The organism is Flammeovirgaceae bacterium SG7u.111, from assembly GCA_034044135.1.
In the GTDB taxonomy this organism is placed as follows: Bacteria; Bacteroidota; Bacteroidia; order Cytophagales; family Flammeovirgaceae.
In genome coordinates this window covers 4,818,553-4,845,411 of record CP139021.1, presented here as the reverse complement: position 1 = coordinate 4,845,411, position 26,859 = coordinate 4,818,553, and the positions used below count along the sequence as shown (strand labels likewise).

Annotated in this window: 20 protein-coding genes; 9 read left to right on the top strand and 11 right to left on the bottom strand. The window is 41.4% G+C overall.

Going from position 1 to position 26,859, the window contains the following annotated elements:
- Positions 1-86 precede the first annotated feature (86 nt).
- Together bshC and R9C00_18940 are read left to right on the top strand one after the other, a co-directional pair.
- Positions 87-1,643 (top strand): bacillithiol biosynthesis cysteine-adding enzyme BshC, encoded by a 1,557-nt coding sequence (bshC, locus tag R9C00_18945; protein ID WPO33778.1) that lies wholly within the window; start codon positions 87-89, stop codon positions 1,641-1,643.
- Between the two features lie 228 nt (positions 1,644-1,871).
- On the top strand, positions 1,872-2,519 hold the full coding sequence (locus R9C00_18940; protein ID WPO33777.1) for a sterol desaturase family protein: 648 nt from the start codon (positions 1,872-1,874) through the stop codon (positions 2,517-2,519).
- 49 nt (positions 2,520-2,568) lie between these two features.
- Here R9C00_18940 and R9C00_18935 read toward each other — a convergent pair whose 3' ends face one another.
- Both R9C00_18935 and R9C00_18930 read right to left on the bottom strand, forming a co-directional pair.
- The gene (locus tag R9C00_18935) at positions 2,569-4,077 is read right to left on the bottom strand and encodes a TonB family protein (GenBank protein ID WPO33776.1); all 1,509 of its coding nucleotides are present in this window, start codon (positions 4,075-4,077) and stop codon (positions 2,569-2,571) included.
- Positions 4,074-4,436 carry a BlaI/MecI/CopY family transcriptional regulator gene (locus R9C00_18930; protein ID WPO33775.1) on the bottom strand — a complete coding sequence of 121 codons (363 nt, stop codon included), beginning with the start codon at positions 4,434-4,436 and terminating at the stop codon, positions 4,074-4,076. Before R9C00_18930 ends, R9C00_18935 begins: the two co-directional genes overlap by 4 nt.
- 308 nt (positions 4,437-4,744) lie before the next feature.
- On the opposite strand from R9C00_18930, the gene R9C00_18925 reads away from it, so the two are divergent.
- From R9C00_18925 to R9C00_18910, 4 genes are all read left to right on the top strand, one after another.
- Positions 4,745-5,389: a hypothetical protein gene (locus R9C00_18925; GenBank protein ID WPO33774.1), complete on the top strand. Its 645-nt coding sequence runs from the start codon at positions 4,745-4,747 to the stop codon at positions 5,387-5,389.
- A 118-nt stretch (positions 5,390-5,507) separates the two neighbouring features.
- A complete protein-coding gene (locus R9C00_18920; GenBank protein ID WPO33773.1) occupies positions 5,508-6,026 on the top strand; it encodes a hypothetical protein in 519 nt (172 codons plus the stop codon).
- A gap of 368 nt (positions 6,027-6,394) precedes the next feature.
- Entirely contained in the window at positions 6,395-7,459 is a 1,065-nt protein-coding gene (locus R9C00_18915) for a PDDEXK nuclease domain-containing protein (protein WPO33772.1), read from the top strand.
- A 424-nt stretch (positions 7,460-7,883) separates the two neighbouring features.
- Positions 7,884-9,269, top strand: a complete 1,386-nt coding sequence (locus tag R9C00_18910; GenBank protein WPO38779.1) for a dipeptidase — start codon at positions 7,884-7,886, stop codon at positions 9,267-9,269.
- A gap of 83 nt (positions 9,270-9,352) precedes the next feature.
- Here R9C00_18910 and R9C00_18905 read toward each other — a convergent pair whose 3' ends face one another.
- The 7 genes from R9C00_18905 to R9C00_18875 form a co-directional block, all read right to left on the bottom strand.
- Positions 9,353-9,574: a hypothetical protein gene (locus tag R9C00_18905; protein ID WPO33771.1), complete on the bottom strand. Its 222-nt coding sequence runs from the start codon at positions 9,572-9,574 to the stop codon at positions 9,353-9,355.
- 40 nt (positions 9,575-9,614) lie between these two features.
- Positions 9,615-10,172, bottom strand: coding sequence for a thioredoxin family protein (locus R9C00_18900; GenBank protein ID WPO33770.1), 558 nt, complete (start codon positions 10,170-10,172; stop codon positions 9,615-9,617).
- Between the two features lie 47 nt (positions 10,173-10,219).
- A complete protein-coding gene (locus R9C00_18895) occupies positions 10,220-11,008 on the bottom strand; it encodes an IS5 family transposase (GenBank protein ID WPO33769.1) in 789 nt (262 codons plus the stop codon).
- A gap of 145 nt (positions 11,009-11,153) precedes the next feature.
- Positions 11,154-12,254 carry a type III polyketide synthase gene (locus tag R9C00_18890; protein WPO33768.1) on the bottom strand — a complete coding sequence of 367 codons (1,101 nt, stop codon included), beginning with the start codon at positions 12,252-12,254 and terminating at the stop codon, positions 11,154-11,156.
- A gap of 139 nt (positions 12,255-12,393) precedes the next feature.
- On the bottom strand, positions 12,394-15,030 hold the full coding sequence (locus R9C00_18885) for a type ISP restriction/modification enzyme (protein WPO33767.1): 2,637 nt from the start codon (positions 15,028-15,030) through the stop codon (positions 12,394-12,396).
- Between the two features lie 69 nt (positions 15,031-15,099).
- The gene (locus R9C00_18880) at positions 15,100-16,365 is read right to left on the bottom strand and encodes a M28 family peptidase (protein WPO33766.1); all 1,266 of its coding nucleotides are present in this window, start codon (positions 16,363-16,365) and stop codon (positions 15,100-15,102) included.
- Positions 16,366-16,488: 123 nt separating this feature from the next.
- Complete coding sequence (locus R9C00_18875; GenBank protein WPO33765.1) at positions 16,489-17,913, bottom strand: biopolymer transporter TolR; 1,425 nt, start codon at positions 17,911-17,913, stop codon at positions 16,489-16,491.
- Positions 17,914-18,246: 333 nt separating this feature from the next.
- On the opposite strand from R9C00_18875, the gene ppk1 reads away from it, so the two are divergent.
- A complete protein-coding gene (gene ppk1 / locus R9C00_18870; GenBank protein ID WPO33764.1) occupies positions 18,247-20,367 on the top strand; it encodes a polyphosphate kinase 1 in 2,121 nt (706 codons plus the stop codon).
- Positions 20,368-20,698: 331 nt separating this feature from the next.
- Here the strand turns inward: ppk1 and R9C00_18865 are convergent, their stop codons facing one another.
- Both R9C00_18865 and R9C00_18860 read right to left on the bottom strand, forming a co-directional pair.
- Entirely contained in the window at positions 20,699-22,741 is a 2,043-nt protein-coding gene (locus R9C00_18865) for a prolyl oligopeptidase family serine peptidase (GenBank protein ID WPO33763.1), read from the bottom strand.
- A 305-nt stretch (positions 22,742-23,046) separates the two neighbouring features.
- Positions 23,047-23,967 (bottom strand): hypothetical protein, encoded by a 921-nt coding sequence (locus R9C00_18860; protein WPO33762.1) that lies wholly within the window; start codon positions 23,965-23,967, stop codon positions 23,047-23,049.
- A gap of 267 nt (positions 23,968-24,234) precedes the next feature.
- On the opposite strand from R9C00_18860, the gene R9C00_18855 reads away from it, so the two are divergent.
- Together R9C00_18855 and R9C00_18850 are read left to right on the top strand one after the other, a co-directional pair.
- Entirely contained in the window at positions 24,235-25,236 is a 1,002-nt protein-coding gene (locus tag R9C00_18855; protein WPO33761.1) for a glycosyltransferase, read from the top strand.
- 139 nt (positions 25,237-25,375) lie between these two features.
- Positions 25,376-26,716 carry a PhoH family protein gene (locus R9C00_18850; protein WPO33760.1) on the top strand — a complete coding sequence of 447 codons (1,341 nt, stop codon included), beginning with the start codon at positions 25,376-25,378 and terminating at the stop codon, positions 26,714-26,716.
- Positions 26,717-26,859: the final 143 nt, after the last annotated feature.

Genomic DNA, 26,859 nt, shown 5'->3' with positions numbered 1-26,859 from the left:
TTTGGAAATTTTGGGAAACCGGTTTCCAATTCAACAACCAAAGTTTCTTCTTGGGTACTAAACATTACTTTGAGCAACAATTTTTTATGAAAATCACAAAGCTGCCTTTTGAAAAGGCGAATACCTTTAGCAAAACATTTTTGGATTATATCAATCAAGATGCTGCCGTAAAACCTTTTTATGGTAATTCTCCCGATCTTGAAGGGTTTAAAAAGCAATTAGAAGAAAAGAAATTTAGTACGAATAAAAGGCAGGTTTTACACCAAGCGCTCACTGCGCAGTATGCTAACCTTAGCGGTCCAAGTGTGCAAATTGATGCCTTGCTTAAGGAGAATACTTTCACCGTAACCACTGGCCATCAGTTGAATATTTTCACCGGTCCGCTCTATTTCATTTACAAAATAGTGACGGTAATCAACTTGGCAGAAGAGCTCAAAAAGCAATTTCCTGAGTTCAATTTCGTGCCGGTCTATTGGATGGCTACGGAAGACCATGATTTTGAGGAGATCAGTTATTTTAATCTTTTTGGAAAGAAGTTGGTTTGGGAAAATGCCGATGCCGCAGGAGCGGTGGGCAGGCTCAGCCCATCTTCGCTTTCTGCGCTCATTGAGGAAATAGGGGAGGTGCCCGAGCTTTTCAAAAAAGCATATTTGGGTAACGATACACTGGCAGATGCAACTAGGGAGATTGTAAGCGGTCTTTTTGGTGAAAAAGGGTTGGTGGTGATAGATGCGGACGACCCTCAGCTTAAAAAAGAATTTAGGGAAGTGATTTTCGACGACCTGAAGAACCATAATGCCAAGCAGACGGTAGAAAATACTTCGGCCAAGCTAGACGAGCTGGGCTATAAAACCCAAGTTTTTCCTAGGGAAATAAATTTCTTCTATTTGGAAGACGGTGTTAGGGAGAGAATTGAAAAAACGGAAAAAGGATATGAAGTCCTCAATACAGACCGATGTTTTAGCGAAGAGGAAATCAACCAGCTGATAGAGCAAAGCCCTGAGAAATTTAGCCCCAATGTAGTACTCAGGCCGGTTTACCAAGAAGTGATCTTGCCCAACCTATCCTATACAGGCGGTCCTTCAGAACTGGTGTACTGGTTGCAACTCAAAGGCGTGTTCGATCATTACCAAATCCCCTTCCCGCTTCTTGTTCCCCGTAACTTTGCCTTGGTCATCAATAAAGCCAATTCCAAAAAGGTAAATAAACTAGCCCTATCCACCGAAGAACTGTTCTTGGACGAGCACCAGCTCAAAACAGATTATTTGCTTAGGAACAGCGAGGAAAACTTAGAGCTAGGTACCGAAATAGCGGATATGGAAAAGGTGTTTGAAGCTATTCTCGCCAAAGCGGTAAATGTAGATAAATCCTTGGAAGGTTATATAAAAGGCGAGTCTACCAAAGTGGGAAAACAGATTGATAACATACAGCGTAGGCTTAAAAAAGCAGAGGAGAAGAACCAAGAAATAGCTATAAACCAACTTACTGGCCTCAAGGAAAAACTCTTTCCGGGCGGAGGTCCACAAGAACGATATGATAACCTTTTGGCTTTTTACCTCAATAACCCCAACTTTTTATCTGAGTTGTTAGAGACTTTCGAGCCATTGAACTACCAATATCATGTATTGGAATATGATGTTTAAACAAGTAAAAATTTTAAGGAAAATCTAAACATTGTCTTTTTTGAGATGTTGTTTGTCAAATAACTAGAGTTTGGAATAGTAAAAAATGTCAACTATTTTGCTGCTGTTTTATATGATTTTTACTATTCCGATATTTCTTTTGTAGTCAACGCCCTACTAGCCAAATGCATGCTGATATACTAGCTTAGATATTATATTCTTTTAGGACTCATACTTCATATTTTTGAAATGGAACACTCAACTGTAAAACCCAAGAATACTGGTAAAAAACAGCTTTTTAAAAATCCAGTATTAGAAAGTCTCACACGTACACATATCTCTGTTCCCCTTATTATTTTTTACAGTGCAGCAGCAGTTGCATTAGGGTATGGATTGGTGGAAGGTTTGGTAACTCCTTTGTTAGCTGTTATCATCTTTATCATCGGATTTGTGTTATTCACCCTGGTCGAATACTGTATCCATAGGTTCATTTTCCATATGGAGCCTGACAATAAAGTGAAATCAAGCATTCAGTATAACTTTCATGGAGTTCACCATGAATATCCTAAAGACAAGGCTCGTTTGGCTATGCCTCCGGTTATAAGTGTCGTATTGGCAACGCTCTTGTTTTTTGCATTCAAACTGACTTTGGGCAATTATGTATTTGCTTTTTACCCAGGTTTCCTTTCTGGTTATGCAACTTACCTATGTTTCCATTACATCGTCCACGCATTCCGTCCGCCCAAAAACTTTTTGAAAGTACTTTGGATCCACCACGGTATCCATCATTATAAAGAAAGCGATAGAGCCTATGGTGTAACATCTCCTATGTGGGATTTCCTATTCCGAACCATGCCGAGGGTAGGAGCTAAGAACTATAAAGCTGAAAAAGTATAAAAAAGACAGAGAACCTAGGTTCTCTGTCTTTTTTATTTTTTTGCATGTTTTATTTACTTTCCAGTTTCACGGTTTCATACCCCACAAAACTTATATGTAGGTCTTTGGACTTATCGGCTTTCACTTTAAAAGAGCCATCTAAGTCAGATACCGTTCCTCTTGTAGTCCCAGCCACCACTATGCTAGCACCAGGAAGTACATTGCCATTTGCATCGTAGATAGTACCAGACCATTCTCCATCTTCAAACTTTGAGTTTATCTTGAGGGTCTCATTTTTCTGTTGGACCTCGTTTACGATAACCATTCCCTGTGCGCTGTTATCCTTGTTCGTTTTTTCAGGATCCAGCTTAAATTCTATCGGCATAACCATCCGTACCCGTACCGTTCTGCCTCGTTGGCTGCCAGGCTTGAACGGAGCAGCATTTTGCAATACATTGACCGCTTCCTCGTCGCAACCTGCGCCTATACCTTTAACCACTTTTACTTCTGACAGAGAACCATTCCTTTCTACTACGAACTGGACATCTACCACACCTTCTACACCAGTCACCCTTGCCTCTTTGGGGTAAGTTATGTTAGTAGCTACATGTTTATAAAGAGCATCTATCCCACCAGGGTATTGCGGAACCTCTTCCACCACTGTAAATACTTCTTCCATGCTAGACTTTAGGCTGCCCGTCTCGTTAGCAGCTATGTCAGCCTCTTCGCTGCATGCGAAAACTACCAATAGTATTAAGAACATGGAACTCAAGATTCCCCATTTCCATGGGCGTACATTTTTTGCATTTTGTTTCATCGCTTTTAGTCGTTTTATTATTAAACCATCGTGAAAAGAGCTGGCTAACCCCACCAGTCCATTTAATTTTAAAGTAGAAGTGATCAGGATTGTCGAATATTGGTCCAGATCAAAAGATTTGAGAACATGGGCATCAGCCTGATATTCATGTATTTTCTTCATTTCTTTTATGATAAGCCAAGCAGAAGGCAGCCACCAAAAACACACTTTGAATAGCTCGAAGAATACCAAATCGTAGCTGTGCCTCATAGAAACATGCGCCTTTTCATGCTTCAAGATTACCTGATAATCTTCTTCGCTTTTATCAATATCATTGCTCAGGAATATCCAATTGAAAAAAGAGAAACTCCCCTTTATGTTCTGTGTTCTGCGTATGTACATCCCATTAAATTTCTCATAGGTACTGCCTCGCTCCAAGCGCATTAAGTAGCGCACATTCTTTGCGAATTTGACTAGGAAAAAGCCGCTGATGGTTGCATATACCCAGATAAGTTGGTCAAAACTCCAAAAGGAAGTTTCTGAACTTGGGGCAATGGTTATAGCATCTAGCGAGATAGCTTGTATTGGAATAGCGGCAAGAGGTTCAGTACTGCCCAGCAATAGCTTTGGAAGCTTGAGCAAAGGAATGGTCAGCGCCAAAAATGTGGACCCTAGCAGGGTAAACCTCATATTGGCATATTGCCGCTCCTTTCTCAGGAAAAGCCAATACCCCAGAAAAAGCATACTATGGATGACCGAGAGTTCTATCAAGTAATTTATCATGATTTCTTTTCTTTAAGTTCTTTCAATAGCTGCTCTAACTCATTGAAACTGAGATTGTCCTCTTTGGTGAAAAAGGAGACCATTTGCTGATACGATCCGCTGAAGTACTTTGAAACAAAGCCTTTCATAAAGGACTTGGTATATGCTTCTTTGGTAACCAAAGGATGGTACTTGTGAGATTGCCCGTGTTTCTCATGCCCCACAAACCCCTTTTCTTGCAAGATCCTGACAATCGTTGAAACCGTATTGTAGGCAGGCGTTGGCTCGGGCAATTCGGGAATAATGTCCTTCACAAATGCGGAGTCCAGCCTCCACAATACGTGCATAATCTCCTCTTCTGCTTTTGTTAATTCTTTCATTTATTAAGCGTGTTTAATCAACCAAACTAAATCAATAGTTCAAACTAAAGGATTAGTTTGGTTAAAAGCAAGCAATCCAAACTATTTTTTTAGTTTGGGGTGGACGATTTATGAAAATAGAATTAACACCTTGCTTTTAACATAAAGTACTTTGATAAAAAAGAATTGTTTTGTAGATTTACAGAGGATGTGCCTCAAAAAGGGGGGCTGAAGACTTATCTTTAGTTGAGCGTGCAAATAGCATCTGATGATTGAAAAATGTGCGACATCATATATCTAGGTGTTGAGAGTTAAATACCATAAGGGCTATGAATAATATTACACGAGAAGATATTGAAGATGCTTTCTTCCCATCAAGAGAAATTGATAATCCTGCATTTTTTGCTGGACGAAAAGAAGAGATTAAAACTGCAGTCCGTGCTTTAAGCGACATAAGAAGTTTTATCCCGATTTTTGGTATTAGAGGTATTGGTAAGACTTCAGTTGCAAAACAAGTTCAACTTATTGCTGAAGGTGATGATACTTTGCAACAAATTCTATATTTAGACAGGTACATTGAAACAGCACATTTGAAATTTAATTTCTTAACACATTTTATTACTTGCGATAAATCGATAAAAAATACACAAGACTTAATAAAGAGAATATTATTTGGAGACGAAAACAGTGAAGAGCTATTTGACCATACCGATAAAGGAAACAAGATAAAAAAAGGGGTTACTGAAAGTTTTTCTCAAAGTGGTAAATTAGGCATTAAGAATTTAGTTGACTTTACCGCAAAGGAGGGAAGGGATGTTAAATATGAAATTAAAGAATCCGATGATGTCATTCAGAATTTCAGAAAACTACTTGGTCAGATTCAAAAAGAAAATTTCCATAAGAAAGGATTTATCGTTTTTATAGATGAGTTTGATCTAATAGAAGATAAAACAGGGTTTGGTTCTCTTACTTAAAGCCTGTACCAATGACTTCTTTAAGTTTTGTGTTGTAGGCATTTCTGATTCTTTCACTAAATTAATTTCAGATCATGAATCTATATCAAGATTCTCGTATCCTATTAGAATTGACCAAATGCTCGATTATGAGTTGCTAGAAATATTTAAAAAAGCTGAAAATCGTGTTTCTCATTATTTTGAGATAGAGGATATAGCAAGAGATTATATAGTAAAATTAGCAGGAGGCTTTCCTTATTTTGTACATTTAATAGGGAAAGAGTCATTTTATTTGGCGCATGAGAGAGGGCAAAGGAAGATAAATATTGAAACAGTTCAATCTGTTTTTAAGAGAATTGCAGAGGGTAGACTACCAAATTTATATGAAACACTCTATTTAGAAACAATAGATTATTCAGGTAATAAAGAGGTGTTGCTAGTTTTATTTGCAGAGGAACTTAATACTGTAATTTCAACAAAAGATATTTATAAAACAGCGAAAGAATTAGGAATTAATTCACCAGCCAATATAGTTAACTCATTGGTGAAAAATGGGAATACGAAACCAGTTTTAAAAAAACTTTCAAATGGGAGGTATTCTTTTATCGACCCGATATTTAAAGTTTATGTCAGGATTAGAGGATTAAAAAATAAGTAGACGTTGGTTACCAACTGGTATCTGATGCACCAGTTCGACCCGCTCTCCAAAGTCCGTAACTCCGAAGCCCTATCACAGGATTTGAAATCCGATTTACTAAAGGTCGGACTGCAAGTCCTACGATAAACCGTCCGAGATTACAAATCTCGGACAGCGTGCCCCCTCCCCAAAATCATTTTCAAAGTTAACTTGGCGCATCCCACCTCAATTTGCTATATTTCCAACATTCGGATTATTCAAAAAAACCATGGCGATAATGCCCACACAAGAAGGGGCAAAGTAATTGTTGCGATAACTGAATATTGGAGCTAATTCGATCTACAAAGGTTTAGCTTGATTAAATTTATCTTTGAGGAAAGTCTTGCAAAATGGAATTAACCCAAAATACAGGAGAATATAAAAAGTGGATTGAAGAATTAAAGTCTGAAATTCAAAAGTCTCAGATTAAAGCGTCGATTTCTGTAAACCAGACACTTTTAGATTTGTATTGGAGAATTGGTAAATCAATCTCTGAGAAAATCAATCTTGGAAAATGGGGAACATCTGTTGTTGAAAATGCATCGAAAGATTTAAGGAATCACTTTCCAAATCAACAAGGGTTTTCTCGCTCAAACCTATTTTCAATGAGAAAATGGTATGAGTTTTATGCCAAATCAGAACTTGAAATTGAAAAAGTCCAGCAACTTGTTGGACAAATTCCCTGGGGACACAATGTGTTGATTATAACTAAAGCTGAGAATAGTGCCGAGGCAATATTTTATATCAATAAAACGATTGAAAACAATTGGTCTAGGACTGTTCTTGCTCATCAAATAGATTTAGATTTCTATAACCGCTCGGGAAAAGCAATTACAAACTTTCCAAAGACTTTACCAACTCCACAATCAGAATTAGCGATTGAAACCCTGAAAGATCCATATAAATTTGATTTTCTGACTTTAAATGAAAAAGCGTTAGAGAAGGATATAGAAGAACAGTTAATTAAACACATTACATCATTTTTACTTGAACTGGGCGGTGGCTTTTCATTTGTTGGCAGGCAAGTGCCATTGAAAATTGATGGAGAGGATTTCTATATTGACTTGCTTTTCTATCATATTAAGCTGAAGTGCTATGTCGTCGTTGAGCTGAAATCAGTGAAATTTAGAGCAGAATATGCAGGAAAAATGAATCTTTATCTTTCTGCGGTTGATGACTTAATGAAAAGCGAAAATGAAAACCCTACGATTGGACTACTCCTTTGTAAAAGTAAATCTGAAGTGATCGCTGAATATGCACTTCGAGGAACAAGCCAACCAATTGGTGTAGCGGAATATGAAATTGTGAACTCTATACCAACTGACTTAAAACCTGAATTGCCGACTATAGAGGAAATTGAGAAAGAGTTAGCTGCAACAATGTATAAAAACAACAGCTCAGATAGTGATGATTAACGTTTTTAGCCTTCTACGCCTACTAGAAGCAAATACCTAAGAATGAACTGTAAGTCCTACTATAGCTCCGATGTCTGAGATTTAGAACAACTAACAGAAAAAGAAATTTTAATCAAAAAGGGAGAGCGAAAAGGTACAAAATATCAATTGAACAATGGCGGATAAATTCGTGAAATTGCGGATATACGCATTAGTAGAAAAGCCAAGCCTCCTAATACAAATAGCCTCGCTCTTCGTAGTTTGTAACTCCGAAGCCCTATCACAGGATTTGAAATCCGATTTACTAAAGGTCGGACTGCAAGTCTTACGATAAGCCGTCCGAGATTACAAATCTCGGACGGCGTACCCACACCCCAAAAAAATCATTTTCAAAGTTAACTTGGCGCATCCCACCTCAATTTGCTATATTTCCAACATTCGGATTATTCAAAAAACAACCAAACAAAATATGCAACAATACATAGAGGAAAATAAGCAGCGCTTCATTGCCGAACTATTTGATTTACTGCGAATTCCATCTGTCAGTACCAATAAGGCGTATGCCGGAGATGTGAAAAAAGCAGCGGAGTTTTTGAAAGAAAAACTGGAAGCTGCTGGGGCGGAAAAGGTAGAGCTTTGCGAAACGCCCGGTCACCCAATCGTCTATGGCGAAAAAATATTCGATCCTTCTTTGCCCACCGTGTTGGTATATGGTCACTACGATGTGCAGCCTGCCGACCCATTGGAGCTTTGGACGTCCCCTCCTTTCGAGCCTGAGATACGAGATGAGAAAATATATGCCCGTGGCGCATGCGACGACAAGGGGCAAATGTATTTGCACGTAAAAGCCTTCGAGACCATGATGCAGACTAACTCTTTGGCTTGTAACGTAAAGTTTATGCTAGAGGGTGAGGAGGAAATAGGTTCATCGCACCTAGAAGAATTCGTGGTTGCTAACAAAGAGAAAATAGCGGCAGATGTGATCCTTATTTCGGACACAGGAATGATCGCCAACGATATTCCATCTATCTCGGTAGGCTTGAGAGGTTTGAGCTACATGGAGGTAGAAGTTACCGGCCCGAACCGTGACTTGCACTCTGGGCTGTATGGCGGAGCGGTAGCCAATCCTATCAACATTTTGGCGGAGATGATCGCTTCGCTCAAAGGTGAAAACGAACATGTGACTATCCCCGGATTTTACGACAAAGTGGAGGAACTAAGCCAAGAGCTGCGGGACGAAATGGGCAAAGCACCGTTCGACGTGGAAGATTTCAAAAAAGAAATTGGGATTCCCGATGTGTTCGGAGAGAAAGGCTACAGCACGCGCGAGCGTATTTCGATCCGCCCTACTTTGGATGTAAACGGCATTTGGGGCGGCTACATGGGTGAAGGAGCTAAAACAGTAATAGGGGCGAAGGCTTACGCCAAAATCTCTATGCGATTAGTCCCTCATCAGGTTTCGGATGAGATCACCGAGCTGTTCACCAAGCATTTTAAGTCAATTGCCCCGCCAAGTGTAAGCGTGAAAGTTACGGCGCACCATGGCGGCGAGCCAGTGGTTATTTCTACCGAATCGGTTGCATACCAAGCAGCAAGCAAGGCGTATGAAGATACCTTTGGCAAGAAGCCGATCCCCCAAAGAGATGGAGGAAGTATTCCAATTGTAGCGATGTTCAAAAAACAATTGGGGCTAGATTCGATGATGATGGGCTTCGGTTTGAGCTCAGATGCCATCCACTCGCCCAATGAGCATTTCGGCTTGTTCAACTACTTCAAGGGCATCGAAACCGTTCCACTTTTCTACAAGTACTTGGCGGAAATGAGTAAGTAGTAGAAGGGGTTAGAAATTAGAAAACCAGCTCACAGAATCACTTTGAGCTGGTTTTTTTAAGACGAATTCTGAAGGAATAGGCTTCATTTGGTATCAGAAATATACCCTCTCACTTTTTTCAGGCTTTCAATTGCTTTCTGCACCAATGAATCTAACTCAGTATCGGTGCATTGCCCGCTAACGCTTCGCCCATTTTTATCAGATATATTGATTTCATAAACACCATTAGATAGCTCGTCTATCTTTAGGTCAAAGCCCTGAGGCAAATTAACCATCTCGCCATTTGAAGTTATATAGATTTCCATTTCTGATGTTTTTAATAAATAATTCCAACCCGCAACCCCACTAAGCCTTCCACTTTATATTGCAGCCTATGCTAGGAATTTGTGTTTCGGGAACAGCTTTTCCATCCAACATCAAATCCAACGCATTTATCAAGTCTTCACCTGTAACAGGCAAAACATTTTTGGGGCGGGAAGCATCGAACTGCCCTCGGTAGGTGCATTTGAGGTCTTTGTCGAACACGAAAAGGTCGGGCGTGCAAGCTGCTTTGTACGCCTTGGCTACTTCTTGGCTTTCGTCGTAGAGGTAAGGGAAAGACAAGTCGTATTCCTTGGCAAATTCCGTCATTTTCTCAGGAGAGTCTTGCGGGTAATTTACCACATCGTTCGAACTAATGGCTACGAATTTCACTCCTTTTGCTTGGTAAGCCTTTGCCAGTTCGGCAAATTTAGGGGCTATGTGAATCACATAGGGGCAATGGTTGCAGATGAAAATAATCACTGTTGCTACTTCTGGTTGAAGCTCAGAAAGGGCAATGTCTTTGCCGCTCACCGTGTCGGGAAGCGTGAAATCAGGGGCGGTTGAGCCCAAGGGAATCATGGTAGATGGTGTTGCTGACATATTGTTTTTTTAGATAGCTTTTTTGAATAATTTCTGTTAGAGCATGTTTAAAAATTTAATTCATGTTTTCTTTTGAGCCTGTTGAGTATTATTTGGCAGTTTTGCCATAGCACCCAAGCTTCTTGGCTTTTTGTGGTCTTTTCATAGTCCTTGGACAGCCTCCTGAAGAAATTGAGCGTCCCGAAAGTCCTTTCCGTGACCCACCTCCACTTGATGGGCACGAAGCCCTTGGCGGTCGGTGGGCAAGAGGAAATCTCGACCCCCACACCCCTGATATTTTCCTCCACCCAGCCCATGAAGCCTTCTTTGTAGGCATGGTCGGCCAGTATCTTCTTAATCCTATCCAGGTAGCCCAGCAAGGGGTCGGCCACCCGTTGCCCTGCCGCCCCATCAGGCTCGTTGGCCGGGCCGGCGAGCACGCCCCATACCAACCCCAACGTGTCGGTGACCACGTGCCTTTTCCTGCCGTCCACCTTCTTGTTACCGTCTATGCCGGTGTCCTGGCCTATGAAAGGCGCACGCCTTACCGACTGGCTGTCAATGGATAGCATACTGGGGGTCTCCTTTTTGTTTTCCCCCACTCTCCATTTCTTGTTCAACTGGGCGTTGATACGCTCCAAGGTGTTGTCCTGTTTCCATCTGCGGAAATAATAATAGACACTCTGCCATGGGGGGTATCCACCGGAGAGGTTCCGCCATTGCATCCCCGTGCGCAAGATATAAAATATGCCATCCACCACGTCGCGCAAATCATATTTACGCTTTCTTTGCACAGGTAGGCATTCTTTGATATATTCCCATTGCTGGGCAGTCAATCGGCTTTGGTCGGTTTCCATAAACTTTGTTGTTTGGTCACTACAAAGTTTTGGGCTGCCCAGCTTTTTTCAAAATTTAAACATGCTCTTACTGCTGGGGTTACTGGTTTCTTGTTGCTAGTTGTACTTGTGAGCCGAGTTTGTCAATTCATCTAACCTCTACACTCTACGGTACATATTTAAAGAAAGCTGACTCAAGGGTCAGCCCTGGTCCAAATGCCATACTCAGTACATTGCCTTTCTTTTCCGTTTTTCCAATCTCTTGGAGCACGGCATCCAGCACAAAAAGCACCGTGGCAGACGACATGTTGCCGTATTCCCGCAGCACTTCATGTGCAAACTTGTTTTTCTCCCGCTTAATCTCCAAAACTTCCTCTGTTTTTTGCAGAATTCTTTTCCCCCCAGGGTGTATAGCATAGTGAGAAATATCATCTAGTCGAATGTTGTGCCCCGAAAACAGGTTTTCTACCAAGCTTGGAATACCATCGCCTACTAGCTCGGGAATATACTGGGAAAGCCGCATATTGAAGCCCGTATCGCCAATATCCCACGCCATTTCGTCTATTCCCTCCGTGTTTAGGTCGCAGTGGAAACTCTCGACTTTCAGCGAGCCAGAAATTGCCTTGGAAGAAAGAAGCGCTGCTGCCGATCCATCAGCAAAAAGGGAGGCTGCCAAGAGGTCATCAGGTGCAGTGCTGTCTTGGAAATGGATAGAACAAAGCTCTACCGAAACCATGAGAACGTTTGCTTCAGGATTGGCTCGACAGATGTTATCAGCAACTTTTAGCCCATTGAATGCTCCGTAGCAGCCCATGAAATTTACCCCTGTGCGTTGGATGGTTTTGTTGAGTCCAAAATGGTTAATTATTTCGATACCCAAACCTGGAGCATAAAGTCCAGTACAACTGATGGTGATAATGTGGGTAATATCTTTTAAACCGTAGCCTTCAAAGCCCTCAAAGCAATTTGAAATAGCTTCAAATGCCATCTTTGGAGCAGTTTCTTTATAAAGATCCATTCGGCTGGAAACGCCTGGTTGGTTTGCATTTTTTTCATTGGGGAAAAAGGAAAAATTGCCTCTGGAGTTTCCAAAATCCTTGATGGCAGAGTAGCGGTAATTGATGCCCGTTGCCCGGTAAAGTACTTTTAGTTCGCGCTGTTTTTCGGGGGATAGCTGGAGCGTTTCACACATAAAATCGGCAATGTGTGCTTGTTTTACCCTGTAAGGAGCCGTCGCTTTCCCCACAGCGTTGATGTATGAATTCATGAGCTAGAGTTAGAAGATGAAGTTTTTCGGTTTATGGGTGATGGTTTAAGGTTGAATGAAAACCAAGTGTGCTGGTATGATAGGGAAACTTTGGTTGGAAGGAATTGTTTGATTGATTCTTCTCACGACCACGACGGTATTAATTTGCCTGCTCACAAACATAAACCAAGCGCTGCACTGCGTTCACCAACTCCTCTTCACTAGGTTTTTCTACTTGCTTTAGAGCTATTTTTAACCTGCCTAAAAGGTAAGAAAGTGCGGTTTTCCCATCAAGTTGCCAATTGAACACAGCGGGGTTTTCTATGACCAGCGCTTTTCCGTTTCCTAGGGAAATCCAGCCTTCTTTTTTGTTGAGCTTGAGCAGGGGTTCGTCTTTTTCCAAGTCTTCAAAAATGGGGGCGGGTAGTAAGTCTGGTTCTACTTGAACACTGTGGAGCTCGAACAAGCTTTTGCCTCTTTTGGCAAACTCCCGAAACTCATCGTACAGCGGGATTTTTGCCAAGTTTTTGGAAAGCTTTTCCCCGTATTCCTCGGCAAATTCCAGATGGTTCAGAATAGCGTAGGTATAATAAAAAAGGCGTTCCTCGTCAATTTTCCCAATAGCGTGTTCTATTTCTTTTTCCTCATTTTCAAGTTGTTTTAGCAGTTTTTGAAGCCTATCGGTTTTTCTCAGTACCTTTTCAAATAGCGTTTTCCGCTCTTGGGCGCTTTTGTAAAGTTGTTTGGTTTTGGCGTCCAAAAGGGCAACGGTTTCGGCAAGTTCGCCGCTGTTTGCGAAGCTAAAGTTTGTGCCAAGTTCTGCAAAATCACCTACCATTTTGAGGGTGAATTTGTGGATGACGGGCAGGTTTTTGGTAAAAGTGTCCAGCTCCTTTAGCATTTGCTCAATGTCTTGAGTTAGTCCAGTTCTTACCTTGTTGAGCTGTTTTGTTTTTAACGCCTCGTAATGTTTTTCGAAAGCTTTTACCGCTTCTTTTTGTATGTTTTTCTCCAGAGAGAAACCAAAAACTTTCCCCTTGTATTCTTTAGAAAACGGTGCAAGCCCAGCGAAAGGAATAAAACCTTTCTCCGTTTGGGAAATGAAAATATGAGGAATTGGTTTTTCCACTTTCCCCTTGGAAAAAGCAGGAATGAAAGGCTGAACCATGACGGAGGCTTCACTTGAAGAAAGGCTAAAAGGTGGCTCTGTTTCGGTGGGTTTTGCTAGGTTTTTGAAAATAGCCGAGGGGTTTCCTTTCTCAAAAAGTGGGAACAAATTCTCGAAATCGCTTCCTTTTTCCACCACCCAAGGTTGGTCAATCGGCTGCTCGTTGAGACTGGACCTTTGCAAGGTTTTCCATTGCCCAAAAACTTGGTGCAAGGTTGGTGCTTTTTCCGAGAAAACTCTTAAAGTAGCTTTAGGCTTTCCACTCCCATTTCCCTCACAAAGCAAATAAAAATCCTCGTTTGGGTTGCCCGCTGCATCGAATTGTAAGGGGAGCAACCACAAATTTTGGAACTTTGCGCACAGCCAATTTCTTAGCCCTTCAAATGCCTTAGCAGTAGCGAAAACCTTGGGTAAAACGAGTTGAAACGAGCCATCTTTTTTTACCCTTTCCTCCAAAAAAGAAAGGGAATTGAGCGTTTGGGAAAACTGCTCATTTTGCGCTTTTCCAAGTACTTTACCGAAAGAAATTTCCTCGGACGGAATTGGAAAGGGAAAAGTTTTTTGGGTTGAAGCATTGAAATGCACAGCATCGTATTCGCTAGAAAGCAACTGTTTGAAACGAATCGTGTTCGGGTGGGTAGTTTGGAAAAGCCCTGCTTGCGCTGCGTTTGTGCTACTTTTTTTCTTATCCTCTTTCCCATTTTCCACCCAAAAAATCACTTCGGTTTTTCCTGCCAAAAGCAAGGATGTAAGCTGGTCAGTAAGTTGGGTCGTTTTCTTGAAAGTTGAATAGGGCAAATTTCCCACAAATAAAGCTTTTTGGTTTTCCTTTTTTTTCGATGGGGAAAAATGGGTTATCGCTTCCAGAAATGTAGGATGTAGCTCAAATTGAGCATTTTCTTGCAGGGCGATATAAGAGGAAACGAACGTAGCTTTTTCACTTTCTTCATAGCCTTTGGTTAGCGTTCGAACCAACTTTTCTAGGGCTAAACTGGCTGCTTTTGTGCGTTCATCCGCTTGCTCGGAAAGGGTGATGACCAACTCAAGAAGAGCGGGAAAAGTGGTGGACTTCCAACCGATTCCCTTTAGCAAGGGAAGGCAATTCAAGCAATTGGCTACATGGCTGAAAAGCTGTTTTTTGGAGGGTTTTCCCAAGGGCATGTCGCCGTAAAACTGCGCAAGCTCTTGACGGTTTTTGGAAAACTTTCTGTCGGAGACTTCTAGTTTTTCCGCAGCTTTGAGCAAGTTTTTTTTGTTCTTTTTAAGTGCTTCTTCGTACTTTTTTTTAGCTATTTCTAATTCCTTTTGTTCTTCTATTTCCTCGCAAAAAGCGTGGTAAAGCTTCCCGAATTCTTTGCCGCTTTTTTCTTCTTTTATTTCAAATGTAATTGGGGATTTTGTATCAGGTTCTTTTCCTTTTTCTCCTGAAAATAAAACGCTTGCAATGGGTTCGGAAAAAGTGGAGAAAAGCTCGAAACTATCTTTTGGCGAAGCTTGGGCTTGAAAACGAAGGTTCTGGGAAAGGGCAATCGCCTCTACCAAGTGTTCTTGATGGAGGGAATGCTGCTCGGCGTTTTGCCTTGCTTTTTTCCACTGGTTAAAAAGTTGGGTAATTTTCGTTTTCGACATCTAGGGTTTTGAATAGTTTTTTAATGGTTGTAGTTCTTAACAAAAAGGCTGTATGCCATAGCCCTTGGGTTAACTACGCTCTTGCAAAGCATCCAAAAAGTCGACGCAGAGCTTGAAGGTTTCGGGAAACTTCGTGAGCGGCACTTGGTTGTCGTCGTAAATGTCGTGATAATTTTTCCAATCTCCCATGAGGTAGAAAAAGAAGGATTTAACTCCGTTTTCGGAGAAGGGATAATGGTCGGAATTGGCGGCTTTTCCCCGTTTTTTGATTTCCGAAAGGTAGCCGCCCTTTTTATTCACTTCTTCCAGCAGCTTGAATTCATCTTGAAATATCAACCCATTTACCACCATCACTCCTTCTTCGCCCGTGCCTATGAGGTCAAGGTTGAGCATAAAAGCGGTTTTGTCGAGCGGAACTATGGGGTAATGGACGTAGTATTGCGAGCCTACCAGCCCCGCTTCTTCTGCCCCAAAAGCAATGAAAATGATGGAAAAAGCAGGGGGGGTTTCCTTAAAATGCTTTGCCATTTGTAAGAGGAGTGCGGTGCCGCTGGCATTGTCGTTTCCGCCTGGGAAATACACATTTTCACCGAGTGTGCCGAGGTGGTCGTAGTGTGCGCTTACAATCAGAAAGGAGTCGGGCTTTGCCGTTCCTTCCACCATCCCCATCACGTTTTGGGTGATGTATCGCTCTTTGAGCTCTGCCACCAGTTGGTAGTGTACTTTCTTGGCTTTGGCATCGAAGCTTGATTTCAGTACTTTGAACTTTCCAAACCTCATTTGTTGCCTGCCTACACCAAAGGTGAGTTTATCTACGAGTACAATTACCGCCGCCGCTTGCATAAGTTTGACCATTGGCTTGCGGGGAAGTTTGTACACGGCTGCATCAAACTTTTCGTCGTACACCAAGACGTTGCCTATCAAATCTTGCTGTAAAAACTTCTCTTGAGCCACCGAATCGGAGAAAATGAGGGTGTCGAGCTGGATGAGCTTTCCTTTGCCCCAAGCATTGCCCGAAGAGGGGTCGGGGATGAAATCTCTGCCGGGGATCAATGTTTTTTTACCTAGCTTGAGGTACACTTGGTTGGGGAAAGTGTTCACATTGAGCTGAAATTTTTGGTAATAGTCTTCGGCTATGTCTTCCAAACCGATGCTTTTGAACTCGTTGCGGATGTACTCGGCAGCTTTTTTATCTCCTTCGGAATTATAGCCTCTCCCGAGCATTGCTGGAGAGCAGAGCGTATCTACTTGTTGCTTTGCCAAGGGAAGGTTTTGGGAAAAGAGAGGTTGTGTAAAGGCAAGCAGGGAAAGGGAAATTAGAAAAAGTGTTTTCATACAAAAAGTAATAGGATGAAATAGGTGATTAGTTGAGCGTATACATGAGACTTTTTTAACATAAAATGTAGGGCACGAGCGGATGATCGCACCAGTTGTTGTCAGAAAAAGGGTTTTCATACATCAATAAGAATAAGAAACGAACGCAAATTTTTGCCCATCGGGCGACCAAGACGGGACATTTATAGTTCCCTGCCCGCCATAAAGATAAGCCAAAACTTTTATTGGACCGCCCTCCAAAGGCATCATACGAAGCATTACTTTGAGGTTGGGAGGGTGGAGGCCAGCGCCTACTTCAGGAGGGTAAGAAAGGAAAACGATCCATTTGCCATCGGGCGAAGGGTGTGGAAACCAGTTTTGGAAAGGGTCATCGGTAATCTGGGTTTGGTTTTGTCCATCGGTATCCATCCTCCAAATATCCATACTGCCTGTCCGGTCAGAATTGAAGAAAATATACTTGCCATCAGGAGAATAATCAGGGCCATCATCCAAGCCTTCTGCTGTTGTGAGGCGAGTTTCTTCACCGCCTTCCACGGGGATGGTATAAATATCGTATTGCCCATTTCTTCTACCTACATAGGCAAGTGTTTTGCCATCGGGCGACCAGCCATGCCAATAAGATGGGTTGTTCGTGGTTACTTTTTTCGGCCTTCCTCCTTTGGAAGGTAATACATACACCGTAGAGTTGTCTGCAGTTCTAAATTCCCCGTCGTGATGGCTGATGGCGAGCATTTTTCCATCTGGCGAAAGTCCATGGTCGTTGTTGAGCTTTTGTGCGTCTCCTGTTTTTATAAGCTTAGGCTTCCCCCCGTTTATGGGAATTTTGTATAACCGCCCTTCTTGATTGAAAATAAGTGTTTTGCCATCCCTACTCCAGTTTGGGGCTTCAAAATGCTGGAAGTTTTCGTATACAATATTTCGCCGCAAGGTATTGATATCCAGTATTTCCAAGCGGCTTGTTAAGCTACGGCTTCCTGTTGGGTTGTAAATGGGCTGGCTCAGCCTGAAGTTATAGAAAGATGCTTCGCCTTGGATGTCTTCAATATAAAGCCCAATATTTATATCTACTGTGGAAGAGTTGACTTTTCCTACTTTTTCAAGTAAGTCATTTTCTCCCTTCAGGTAAAAATTTAATATGCTGTCGCGTTTTTCTATGCGTAAAAAGTCGGTGTTTTCTTGTTGGATATCGTGTGATTTTCCTTCGGTATCTACTATGGAAACTTTGTTTCCTTCTACTAAAAAACCGGCAATGGGTGCGGAGCTATTAGTTGAAGGGGTGACCCGAAAGCCTATTTTTCCATTGGAAGGTTTCTTTCCTAAAAACACATCGGCTATAAAAAATCCATTTACAGAAGTATATTGGAACGATGATGTTGTTGGAAGTGTCTCGTCTCTGGGAGAGAAATTATAGGTTCCGTTTTTTTGATCGTACTCCAGCTTAATGTTGCTTTCCTTTTCGGAAGGCAGTGTTTTGGAGAGTTTTTGTGCTTCGGCAAATTGGATGGAACTTAGCATGGTAGAGATAATAATGAAGAATAAGGTTTTCATGGTAATTCATAGGTTACTTACAAGCGTTGTCAATAGTATTAAAAAATGCAGTGGGGTTGGTGGGAAGTTTATCGTACGAATGTAAGCATGAATTGGCAGAAGAATAAAAGGAATGGAAAAGAATATGTAGTATGAACAGTCTCTTAATGATATTTTCTTTTTTTTGTCGAAAGGTCATTCTAATTTTAAAGCGAGTTAGCCATGCGAAATAGAACTTGGTAGAAATGGAAAAATTGAGTTTAATAATGTATTTTGTGCAGTGAAGCCTAACTGTTGTTTATTCATGATTTTTTATCCCCATTTGAAAAAGGGAAAACCATATATAAAAGCTTAATGACCGTGACTAAGAGTATATTTAAGGAAAGAGTAAATGCCTTGATAAATAAAAGTGACCTGATAAGCAGGGATTTGAGCTGGTTACAGTTCAATTTCCGAGTGTTGGATCAGGCAAGGAATACCAAGCGGACGGTTTTTGAACGGCTTAAGTTCATGGCCATCACGGCATCTAATCTCGATGAGTTTTTTATGGTAAGGGTAGGTAGCCTTTACAATTACATAGACTATAACAAGCACAGGGTAGATTATTCGGGGTTGTCGGAAGAACCCTTTAGGCTTACGTTGCTGGAAGGTGTTCAGCAGTTTGTGAAAGATCAAGATGAGTATTTTCTCAAAAACTTAGTGCCTGAGTTTGCGAAAAACGGGTTTAAAATACTAAACGTAGATCAGCTTACCGATGAGGAAAAAGATTCTTCTTTTGCCTACTTCAACAAGGTAATCTTCCCAATGCTCACCCCGATGATGACGGATACCTACCGCATTTTCCCAACCTTAATGAACAAGGTATTGATATTTGGGATAGTGACAAGGGATAACGTTGATGGCAAGGCGCAAAACAAGCTTTCGTTTGTGCAAGTGCCGCCAAACCTTCCCCGATTTTTCGAGATTTACAGGGACGATCAGGTGATTTTTGTGCCTATTGAATCTATTATTCGAGAAAAAATTCATCGTCTCTACAGAAATGTTGATATCCAATCGATCAACCTTTTCCGAATTACCCGAAACGGTGACTTTACCCTAGAGGAAAGTGAGGATTTGGAAACTGATTTTATAGAAGAAATTAAATACAAGCTCCAGAGCCGCCGGACGGGCAGGGTAGTAAGGCTAGAAATAGAGCCTGGTGCATCTAAATGGCTGATAAAGCAGCTTTCTGGCAAATGGGACATAGATGAGTTTAATATCTTCGAAATTCATTCGGTAATAGATTATACTTCGCTTTGGCAGGTGATAAAGCATAGCTCATTCAAGCACTTGCAACCGCCTCCGAAGAAACCTGTGCGTCCGCTTTCTATCCCGGAGAACAATACGGAGTCGATCTTCCAGCTTTTTAAGAAGAATGATGTGCTGTTGCACCATCCCTACAATAGTATTGAACCGTTGCTTACGCTCATAGAAGCTTCGGCGGAAGATCCTGATGTGTTGGCCATCAAGATCACTATTTATAGGCTGGCGAAAGATTCGAGGATTACCACAGCACTGAAAAAAGCGGCCGAAAATGGTAAGCACGTTTCGGTGTTGTTTGAGTTGAAAGCTCGTTTTGATGAGGAAAATAACATTAAAGAAGCGCAGAAACTCGAAGAAGCAGGGTGTTTTATTATCCATGGAATGAGCCAGTTGAAAACTCATACCAAGGTGCTGTTGATTGTAAGAAAAGATGGGGATAAGGTAACGAGGTACGTGCACATGTCGAGCGGTAACTACAACGAGGACACGAGCAGGCTTTATACCGATATGAGCTTGATCACGACCAAAGATCAGTATGCTAACGATGTATCGGAGTTTTTCAACGCTATTACCGGGCATTCATATCCTAAGCAATATAAGTATCTCCTTACCGCACCAGTAGAGATGCGGAACAAGCTGATACAGCTGATAGAGCAAGAGGCGGAAAATGCGAAAAAAGGTTTGCCAAGTGGGGTATATATAAAAGTGAATTCCCTGCAAGACAAGAAGTTTATCAATGCTTTGTATAAGGCATCGCAAGCGGGTGTTTCCATAAAACTGATAGTACGAGGGATTTGTTCGCTTCGCCCGGGCAGGAAAGGGCTCAGTGAAAATATTATTGTACGGTCTATTGTAGGTGACTATTTGGAACACTCTCGTATCTTCTATTTCCACAACAATGGCGACCCGATTATTTATGGAGGAAGTGCCGATGCGATGGTACGAAGCTTTGACAGAAGGATTGAGTCGTTGTTCCGCTACATCGATAAGCGAAGTATCAGAGAAGCAATCACGATCTTGGATTTCAATATGAAAGACAATGTGAACTCGTACGAGATGCAAGAAGATGGCAGCTATGTGAAGATAGATTCGGGTAAAAACAAACCTTTCAACTCGCACAAGGAATTCTTCAAGATTTCGGAACGAAATGTAGATGATGTGGAGTTGATCTGACCTGAAAAGAAGCATTGAATTTGAAACCCCTTTGTGCTGTACAGCACAAAGGGGTTTGCTTTTTTTGGACTCACCTTAAAAAAATAACCATTCTGCTTTATCGCTTAATATTCCTGCTCAACAGGAAAAATACTAGCTCAAGGGTATTGATGATAATGAATGGGACAAGAACCTATATGTTTGTACCAAGCAAGAAGAAAAAAGCAGAAATAAGTTAGAGTTTAAAGTTATTAGAGAGGTTTGGGAAAGGCCCGGTGTGATGCACCGGGCTTTTTTGTTTTGTGGGAATGGGTTATGTCATTTCGTTTTTTGAAACTCGTCGCACTTTTATTTAGGGAAGCTTCTCAAACCCCATATTGTAAAAGGCAAAAGCCCATTTATCGGCGTTTTCTTCAATGATTTTTGAGGTAGGCTTACCCGCTCCATGCCCAGCTTTGGTTTCAATTCTGATGAGAACCGGATTGCTGCCTGCTTGTTTCTCTTGTAACTCTGCAGCAAACTTGAATGAATGCCCTGGCACTACACGGTCGTCGTGATCAGCTGTGGTGACCATAGTTGCTGGGTAGGCAGTTCCAGCCTCCACATTGTGAACAGGCGAGTAGCCTTTTAGGTATTCAAACATTTCTTTAGAATCATCGGCAGTACCGTAATCATAGGCCCAGCCTGCACCTGCGGTGAATTTATGGTAACGCAACATGTCCATTACCCCTACAGCGGGGAAAGCTACTTTCGCTAGGTTAGGGCGTTGGGTCATAGTTGCCCCCACTAGCAAACCTCCATTTGATCCGCCGGCAATAGCCAAGTATTTACTAGAAGTATACTTTTCTTTTTCAAGGTATTCAGCAGCAGCAATAAAATCGTCAAACACATTTTGTTTTTGCATTTTTGTACCTGCCTTGTGCCATTCTTCTCCGTATTCCCCTCCGCCGCGTAGGTTTGGCTGCGCATAAATTCCGCCGTGTTCCAACCATACCAACCTTGCTGTGCTAAATCTAGGTGTTAAACTGATATTGAAACCTCCATAAGCATATAGGTAAGTTGGGTTTTTACCGTTTAGCTCAATGCCTTTTTTGTGGGTGATAAACATAGGTACTTTTGTCCCGTCTTTACTTGTATAAAAAACTTGCTTGGTTTCGTAGTTGCCGAAGTCAAAATCAATTTCTGGCTGCCAATAAAGTTCAGATTCACCGCTGGCAATATTGTATTTGTAAATAGTTGAGGGGTCGATAAAAGAGGTGAACGTATAATACAACTCCGTGTCTTCCTCTTCTCCATAAAAGCCACCTGCCGAACCAATCCCTGGAAGACCGATGGTTCTTTCTAGTGTTCCGTTTTTGTCAAACTGCTTTATTTCACTTTTTGCATCTACCAAATAGCTGGCAAATATTTTACCTCCCGCTGTTGAAACAGAAAGTACATTTTCAGTTTCGGGAATTAGCTCTTTCCAAGTATCAGGGCTTGGGTTATCAATGCTAGTTTCAACTACTTTGTTGTTAGGTGCATTGAGGTTGGTGTATATCATCAATTTATCATCATCGTTTGCAATCAGCGAATGTTCGTTTTCGAAGTTGGTCACAATAGGTATGATTTCACTATTTTCCTTACTCAGCTCTTGAATGTACAGTTCGTTGCCACTGGTGCTCTCTGAAGCTGAAATTACTAGAAAGCGCTCATCTTTTGTAATACTAGCCCCAATGTATCTGCGTGGAGTTTCTTCTCCTCCAAAAATCAAGACGTCTTCGCTTTGTGGAGTGCCCAATTTGTGGTAATACAATTTATGGAATTGAGTCTTGGCTACTAGTTTGTTTCCCTCTTTGGGTCTGTCGTAACTACTGTAATAAAACCCCTCGTTTCCTTTCCATGTAATTCCTGTAAACTTTGCATCTATAATTTTGTCTTCTAGCAATTCGCCTGTATCAGTATTTTTTATGTAAATCTCTCTCCAGTCCGATCCACCTTGAGAAATAGAGTAAGCAAACAAACTCCCATCTTTGGTAAATGAACTGCCTGACAGTGATGTAGTGCCATCTTCAGAAAGTTTATTAGGGTCAAGAAAAACTTCTTCGGCATCGTCTTTTGTGCGATAAAGTACCGACTGATTTTGTAGACCATCATTCTTATAATAATAAGTGTAATCTCCTCTTTTGCGTGGTGCAGAAAGTTTTTCGTAATCCCAGAGTGTTTGTAGCCTGCTTTTTAGTTTTTCACGGTAAGGTATTTTTCCCAAGTAACTAAATGTGACTTTGTTTTCAGCTTCAACCCATTCTTTTACTTCTGGTGCATCTGTTTGTTCTAGCCAGCGATAAGGGTCGGTGACCTGAACTCCGAAAAAATCGTCTGTTTGGTCTATTTTCTTGGTTTTTGGGTATTCCATTTTTGATTCTTGTTCACTTGTAGGCGTACACGAAAGTATAAGGCACGAAATGTTGATTATTAGCAATAGATTTTTCATGTTTTTAATTCTTGTGGTTAGAGAATAATTGAGTCTAGTAGTTAAATCTTTGGAGTTGAAAATAAGGTGGTGAAGGTAGGAGAGTCGGTGAAAAGCTACTTGTTGGTAAGTATGAAAAAAGCTTTAAGCAAATATAATAATTTTCCTTCCTTGTAAACCCTAAAAAGCCACTGAAGTCCATCTTCAGTGGCTTTTTAGGGTTTGGCTTTCTATGTGCATGTCCTCTTCTAATAGAGAGCTTTTTTCTTGCTAGGCCTGAGGGCAAACCATACTAAAACAATACCCCAAATGAAGTTAGACGGCAGGAGTTCGAGGAGGTGGGCATGGCGTACGGGGGTCGGCATAAATGGATTGGGGATGAGGAGTTGAAGTCCCATGAAAAGGGAGAAAGTAAGTGCAATGAGGATTGCTTTGATGGTGACATGGCTTTTTAGCATGTTAAAAAGAAGCATGCCTATAATTGTCCAAATTGCTCCTCTAATTACTTGTAGGAAATAAAGAGAGCCAGAGCTCTGGGAAAAAAGTTGCTGCATATGCTCTAAAAATGGAAGCTTGTTACTGCTGTTGGCATAGTAAAGGCGAGCAGCTTCGAACTGCCACAAGATAAAATATCCAGCAAGAAAGTAGATGGCTGGATAGATGACCGCCGCTGAAAAAAGAAGTCTAAAGTAAAATTTTGCACTATAGCTTCGCCTTTCTCTTTGTGCCCTAAAATAGCGCTCGGAGTTTTTGATGCGGTGGAAGCCCATAATAACCACAGCGGCTATAGAATAGATGAGGGAAAGTGCGCCACCTGCTATCAATATTCCTTCAATGAGCCCATCGGGCAGCGTTACGTTACCGTGGAGAAAGTAGTTTTCTGCTTGGGTAAGCAGAAATTGGATGCCGAACATTACTATAAAAAAGGTAATGATAAGCTTGAATCCTTTCCAAGAAGATTGGCTGATAAGTGCGGTAGAAAGAACTGTTTGAAGGACGCAGACTGCAAGCACGAGAAGCATAGATTCAACTTCGGACATTGATGCTTCTGCTGGACCAATGTTGAGATAGTCGCTGGCGAGGGCCATAAAACCTGACCAGCATGCCATCATGGTAAGGGAAAGTGCCCCGAGTTGAAAGAAATATTGAGGTAAGGATTTCATAGCCATTAAATAATCCGTTCAATTTAATAAAATGCTTGTGAATCAAGCGGTTGATACATATGTTTTTTTGACAGTTTTCCGCAAAAAAAGCTGTCTGGGTTTCAGTTAAAAGGTTTTTAAGGGTTAGTGGCTTAGTAGAAGGGAATGAGTATAAGGCAAAATTTATGCTATTCATTCAATAAATAAACTTTTTCTTAGCGATCAATATTTTGTTTTTCCCCAATACAGCCCTATTTTTTGTAAATTTTTTTTAGAAACACGAAACCTTAAGCTTTGGAGAACTCCCTTCCTTTTGTAAGTATTTTGATAGCTGCCCGAAATGAATCGGAGAATATACTTGCCTGCCTTAGGGCGATGGAAAAACTGGATTATCCGAAAGGAATGTTTGATGTATGGATAGGGAACGATGCTTCTGAGGACGATACTTTTAGCAAGGTGCAGATGTATGTAGAAGGAAAACCTGGGTTCCATTTGGTTGATATTCATGAGCAACTTGGCAAGGCAAAAGGGAAGGCAAATGTGCTTGCCCAATTGGCTAAGAAAGCAAAGGGAGAGTTTTTCCTTTTTACCGATGCAGACGTAGAAGTGCCTGCAAGTTGGGCGACTGACATGGTAAATGTTGCCCAGAAAGGATATGGAGTGGTAACAGGTTTTACGATGATAAGGAGCAACATGCTGTGGGGAAAGTTGCAGGCGGTCGATTGGCTATATGCCCAGCAAATGATAAAAATCGTATCGGATTTGGGTCTGCCGGTTACTTCAATGGGGAACAATATGCTGCTGAGCCGTAAGGCATACTTTGCTGTAGGTGGCTACGAAAGCCTTCCATTTTCCATTATCGAAGATTATGCCATGTTCAAAGCAGTAGTGGGGAAAGGTTTTCGCTTCAAAAACATTATGCAAACTGGAGTGATGGCTTTTACACAACCTATTGAAGGTTTGCTTTCCTTGTTGCACCAGCGGAAGCGGTGGATGAAAGGAGCGATGAAGCTTCCATTTTATATGCTTGTTGTGCTTTTTCTCCAAGCGCTTTATTTTCCTGCCATTCTGTTTTTTTCATTTGTGAATTTTGAACTTGCTTTGCTTGTTTTTATACTGAAAACTGGCATACAAGCTTTGGTGATAGGGTCGGGGCTGGTTCGGTTTGGGCAGTGGAGAAATATGGTTGCCCTGCTCTTTTATGAGCCTTATGTGATGGTTTTGTCTTTCCTAATGGTCATTTTTTATTTTTTGCCAATAAAAGTAATATGGAAAGGTCGGGTGTACGAACGTTAGAAAAAAGAAGGGTTTCTTTCTTTATTGGACGGAGTAATTGGTATACTTGGTAAGTAGTATGACGGTTTGGATGGAGGTTGGTTGAATTGCATTTTCAGCAAGTTTTGACTTGCTTATTTATAAAAACTAACTCATAAATATGCCTAGAAAGAAAAAAGCACACCCAAAGATTTTTGTGCTAGACACCTCGGTTATCCTGTATGACCACGCTTCGGTTACGAACTTCGAAGAAAATGATATTGCCATCCCCATTTCTGTATTAGAAGAATTAGATCACTTCAAAAAGGGGAACGATACCTTGAATTTTAATGCCCGTGAGTTTACCCGGTTCATGGATGGGGTTTCAGATAAAGAAACGTTGCACGAATGGGTGTCATTGGGCAAGAAGGGTACGGGGAAAATTAAGGTGATTATGGAAGAAAAGAGCAAGCCTGACGCTTGTGAGCTTTTTGGGGCAAACAAAGCCGATCACCGAATATTAAATGTAGCCATTGGCCTATCCAATAAATATTCTGACAGGAAGGTGATTCTGGTAAGTAAAGACATCAACTTACGAATAAAAGCCAAATCGCTAGACTTAACCGCAGCGGACTATGAAACAGGAAAGATCAGGGATGTAAGTGAACTGTATTCAGGAAAGCTTTTGGTTGAAAATGCAACTACCGATGCGGTAGATACACTGTATCAGGCAGGGACTTGCGAATCAAAAGATTTTCCATTTGTACATCCTCCAGAGGTCAATCAGTATTTTATCATCAAAAATACAAGCTCCTCGGCGTTGGCTTATTTTAACCCAGATTCAAAGCTGATAGAGCGGGTGGAAAAGCGAAATGCTTATGGGATAAAGCCTCGAAATGCAGAGCAGGTATTCGCCCTCCATGCGCTGCTAAACCCCGCAGTGAAGTTGGTAACGTTGCAAGGTGTAGCCGGAACGGGAAAAACTCTTTTGGCGCTGGCTGCTGCAGTGGAACAAAGAACCGAGTTCCATCAAATCTTTTTGGCAAGACCTATTGTTCCACTCAGTAATAAGGATATCGGTTTTTTGCCCGGCGATATAAAATCGAAGATCAATCCTTATATGGAGCCGCTTTACGATAACCTAAAGTTTATTCGAAATCAGTTTAGAGAAGGGGATAAGGAGTATAAGCGCATCAACGAGATGCTTGAAAATGACAAGTTGGTGATTACGCCGCTTGCCTACATCCGTGGGCGGAGTTTGTCCAATATTTTTTTCATAGTAGATGAGGCACAAAACCTCACGCCTCACGAGGTGAAAACCATTATCAGTAGGGCAGGGGAAAATACCAAGATTGTTTTTACGGGGGACATCTACCAAATAGACACCCCTTACCTCGATACCCAAAGTAATGGCTTGTCCTACCTTATCGATAGGATTCATGGGCATCCGTTGGCAGCGCATGTGAAGCTGGAAAAAGGAGAACGTTCCGAGCTAGCCAACTTAGCCAATGAGCTTTTATAGAATTTCCTGTTATTTTTGATAATGAATGAGCCAGGCCGGAAAGTCTGGCTTTTTTGTGTGAAAAATAAAAACGAAAAATTGTCACCATCTTGTAACAAAGAAATGCTTTGTCGTATGAATGGCTTAGTTTAGAGCATGTTTAA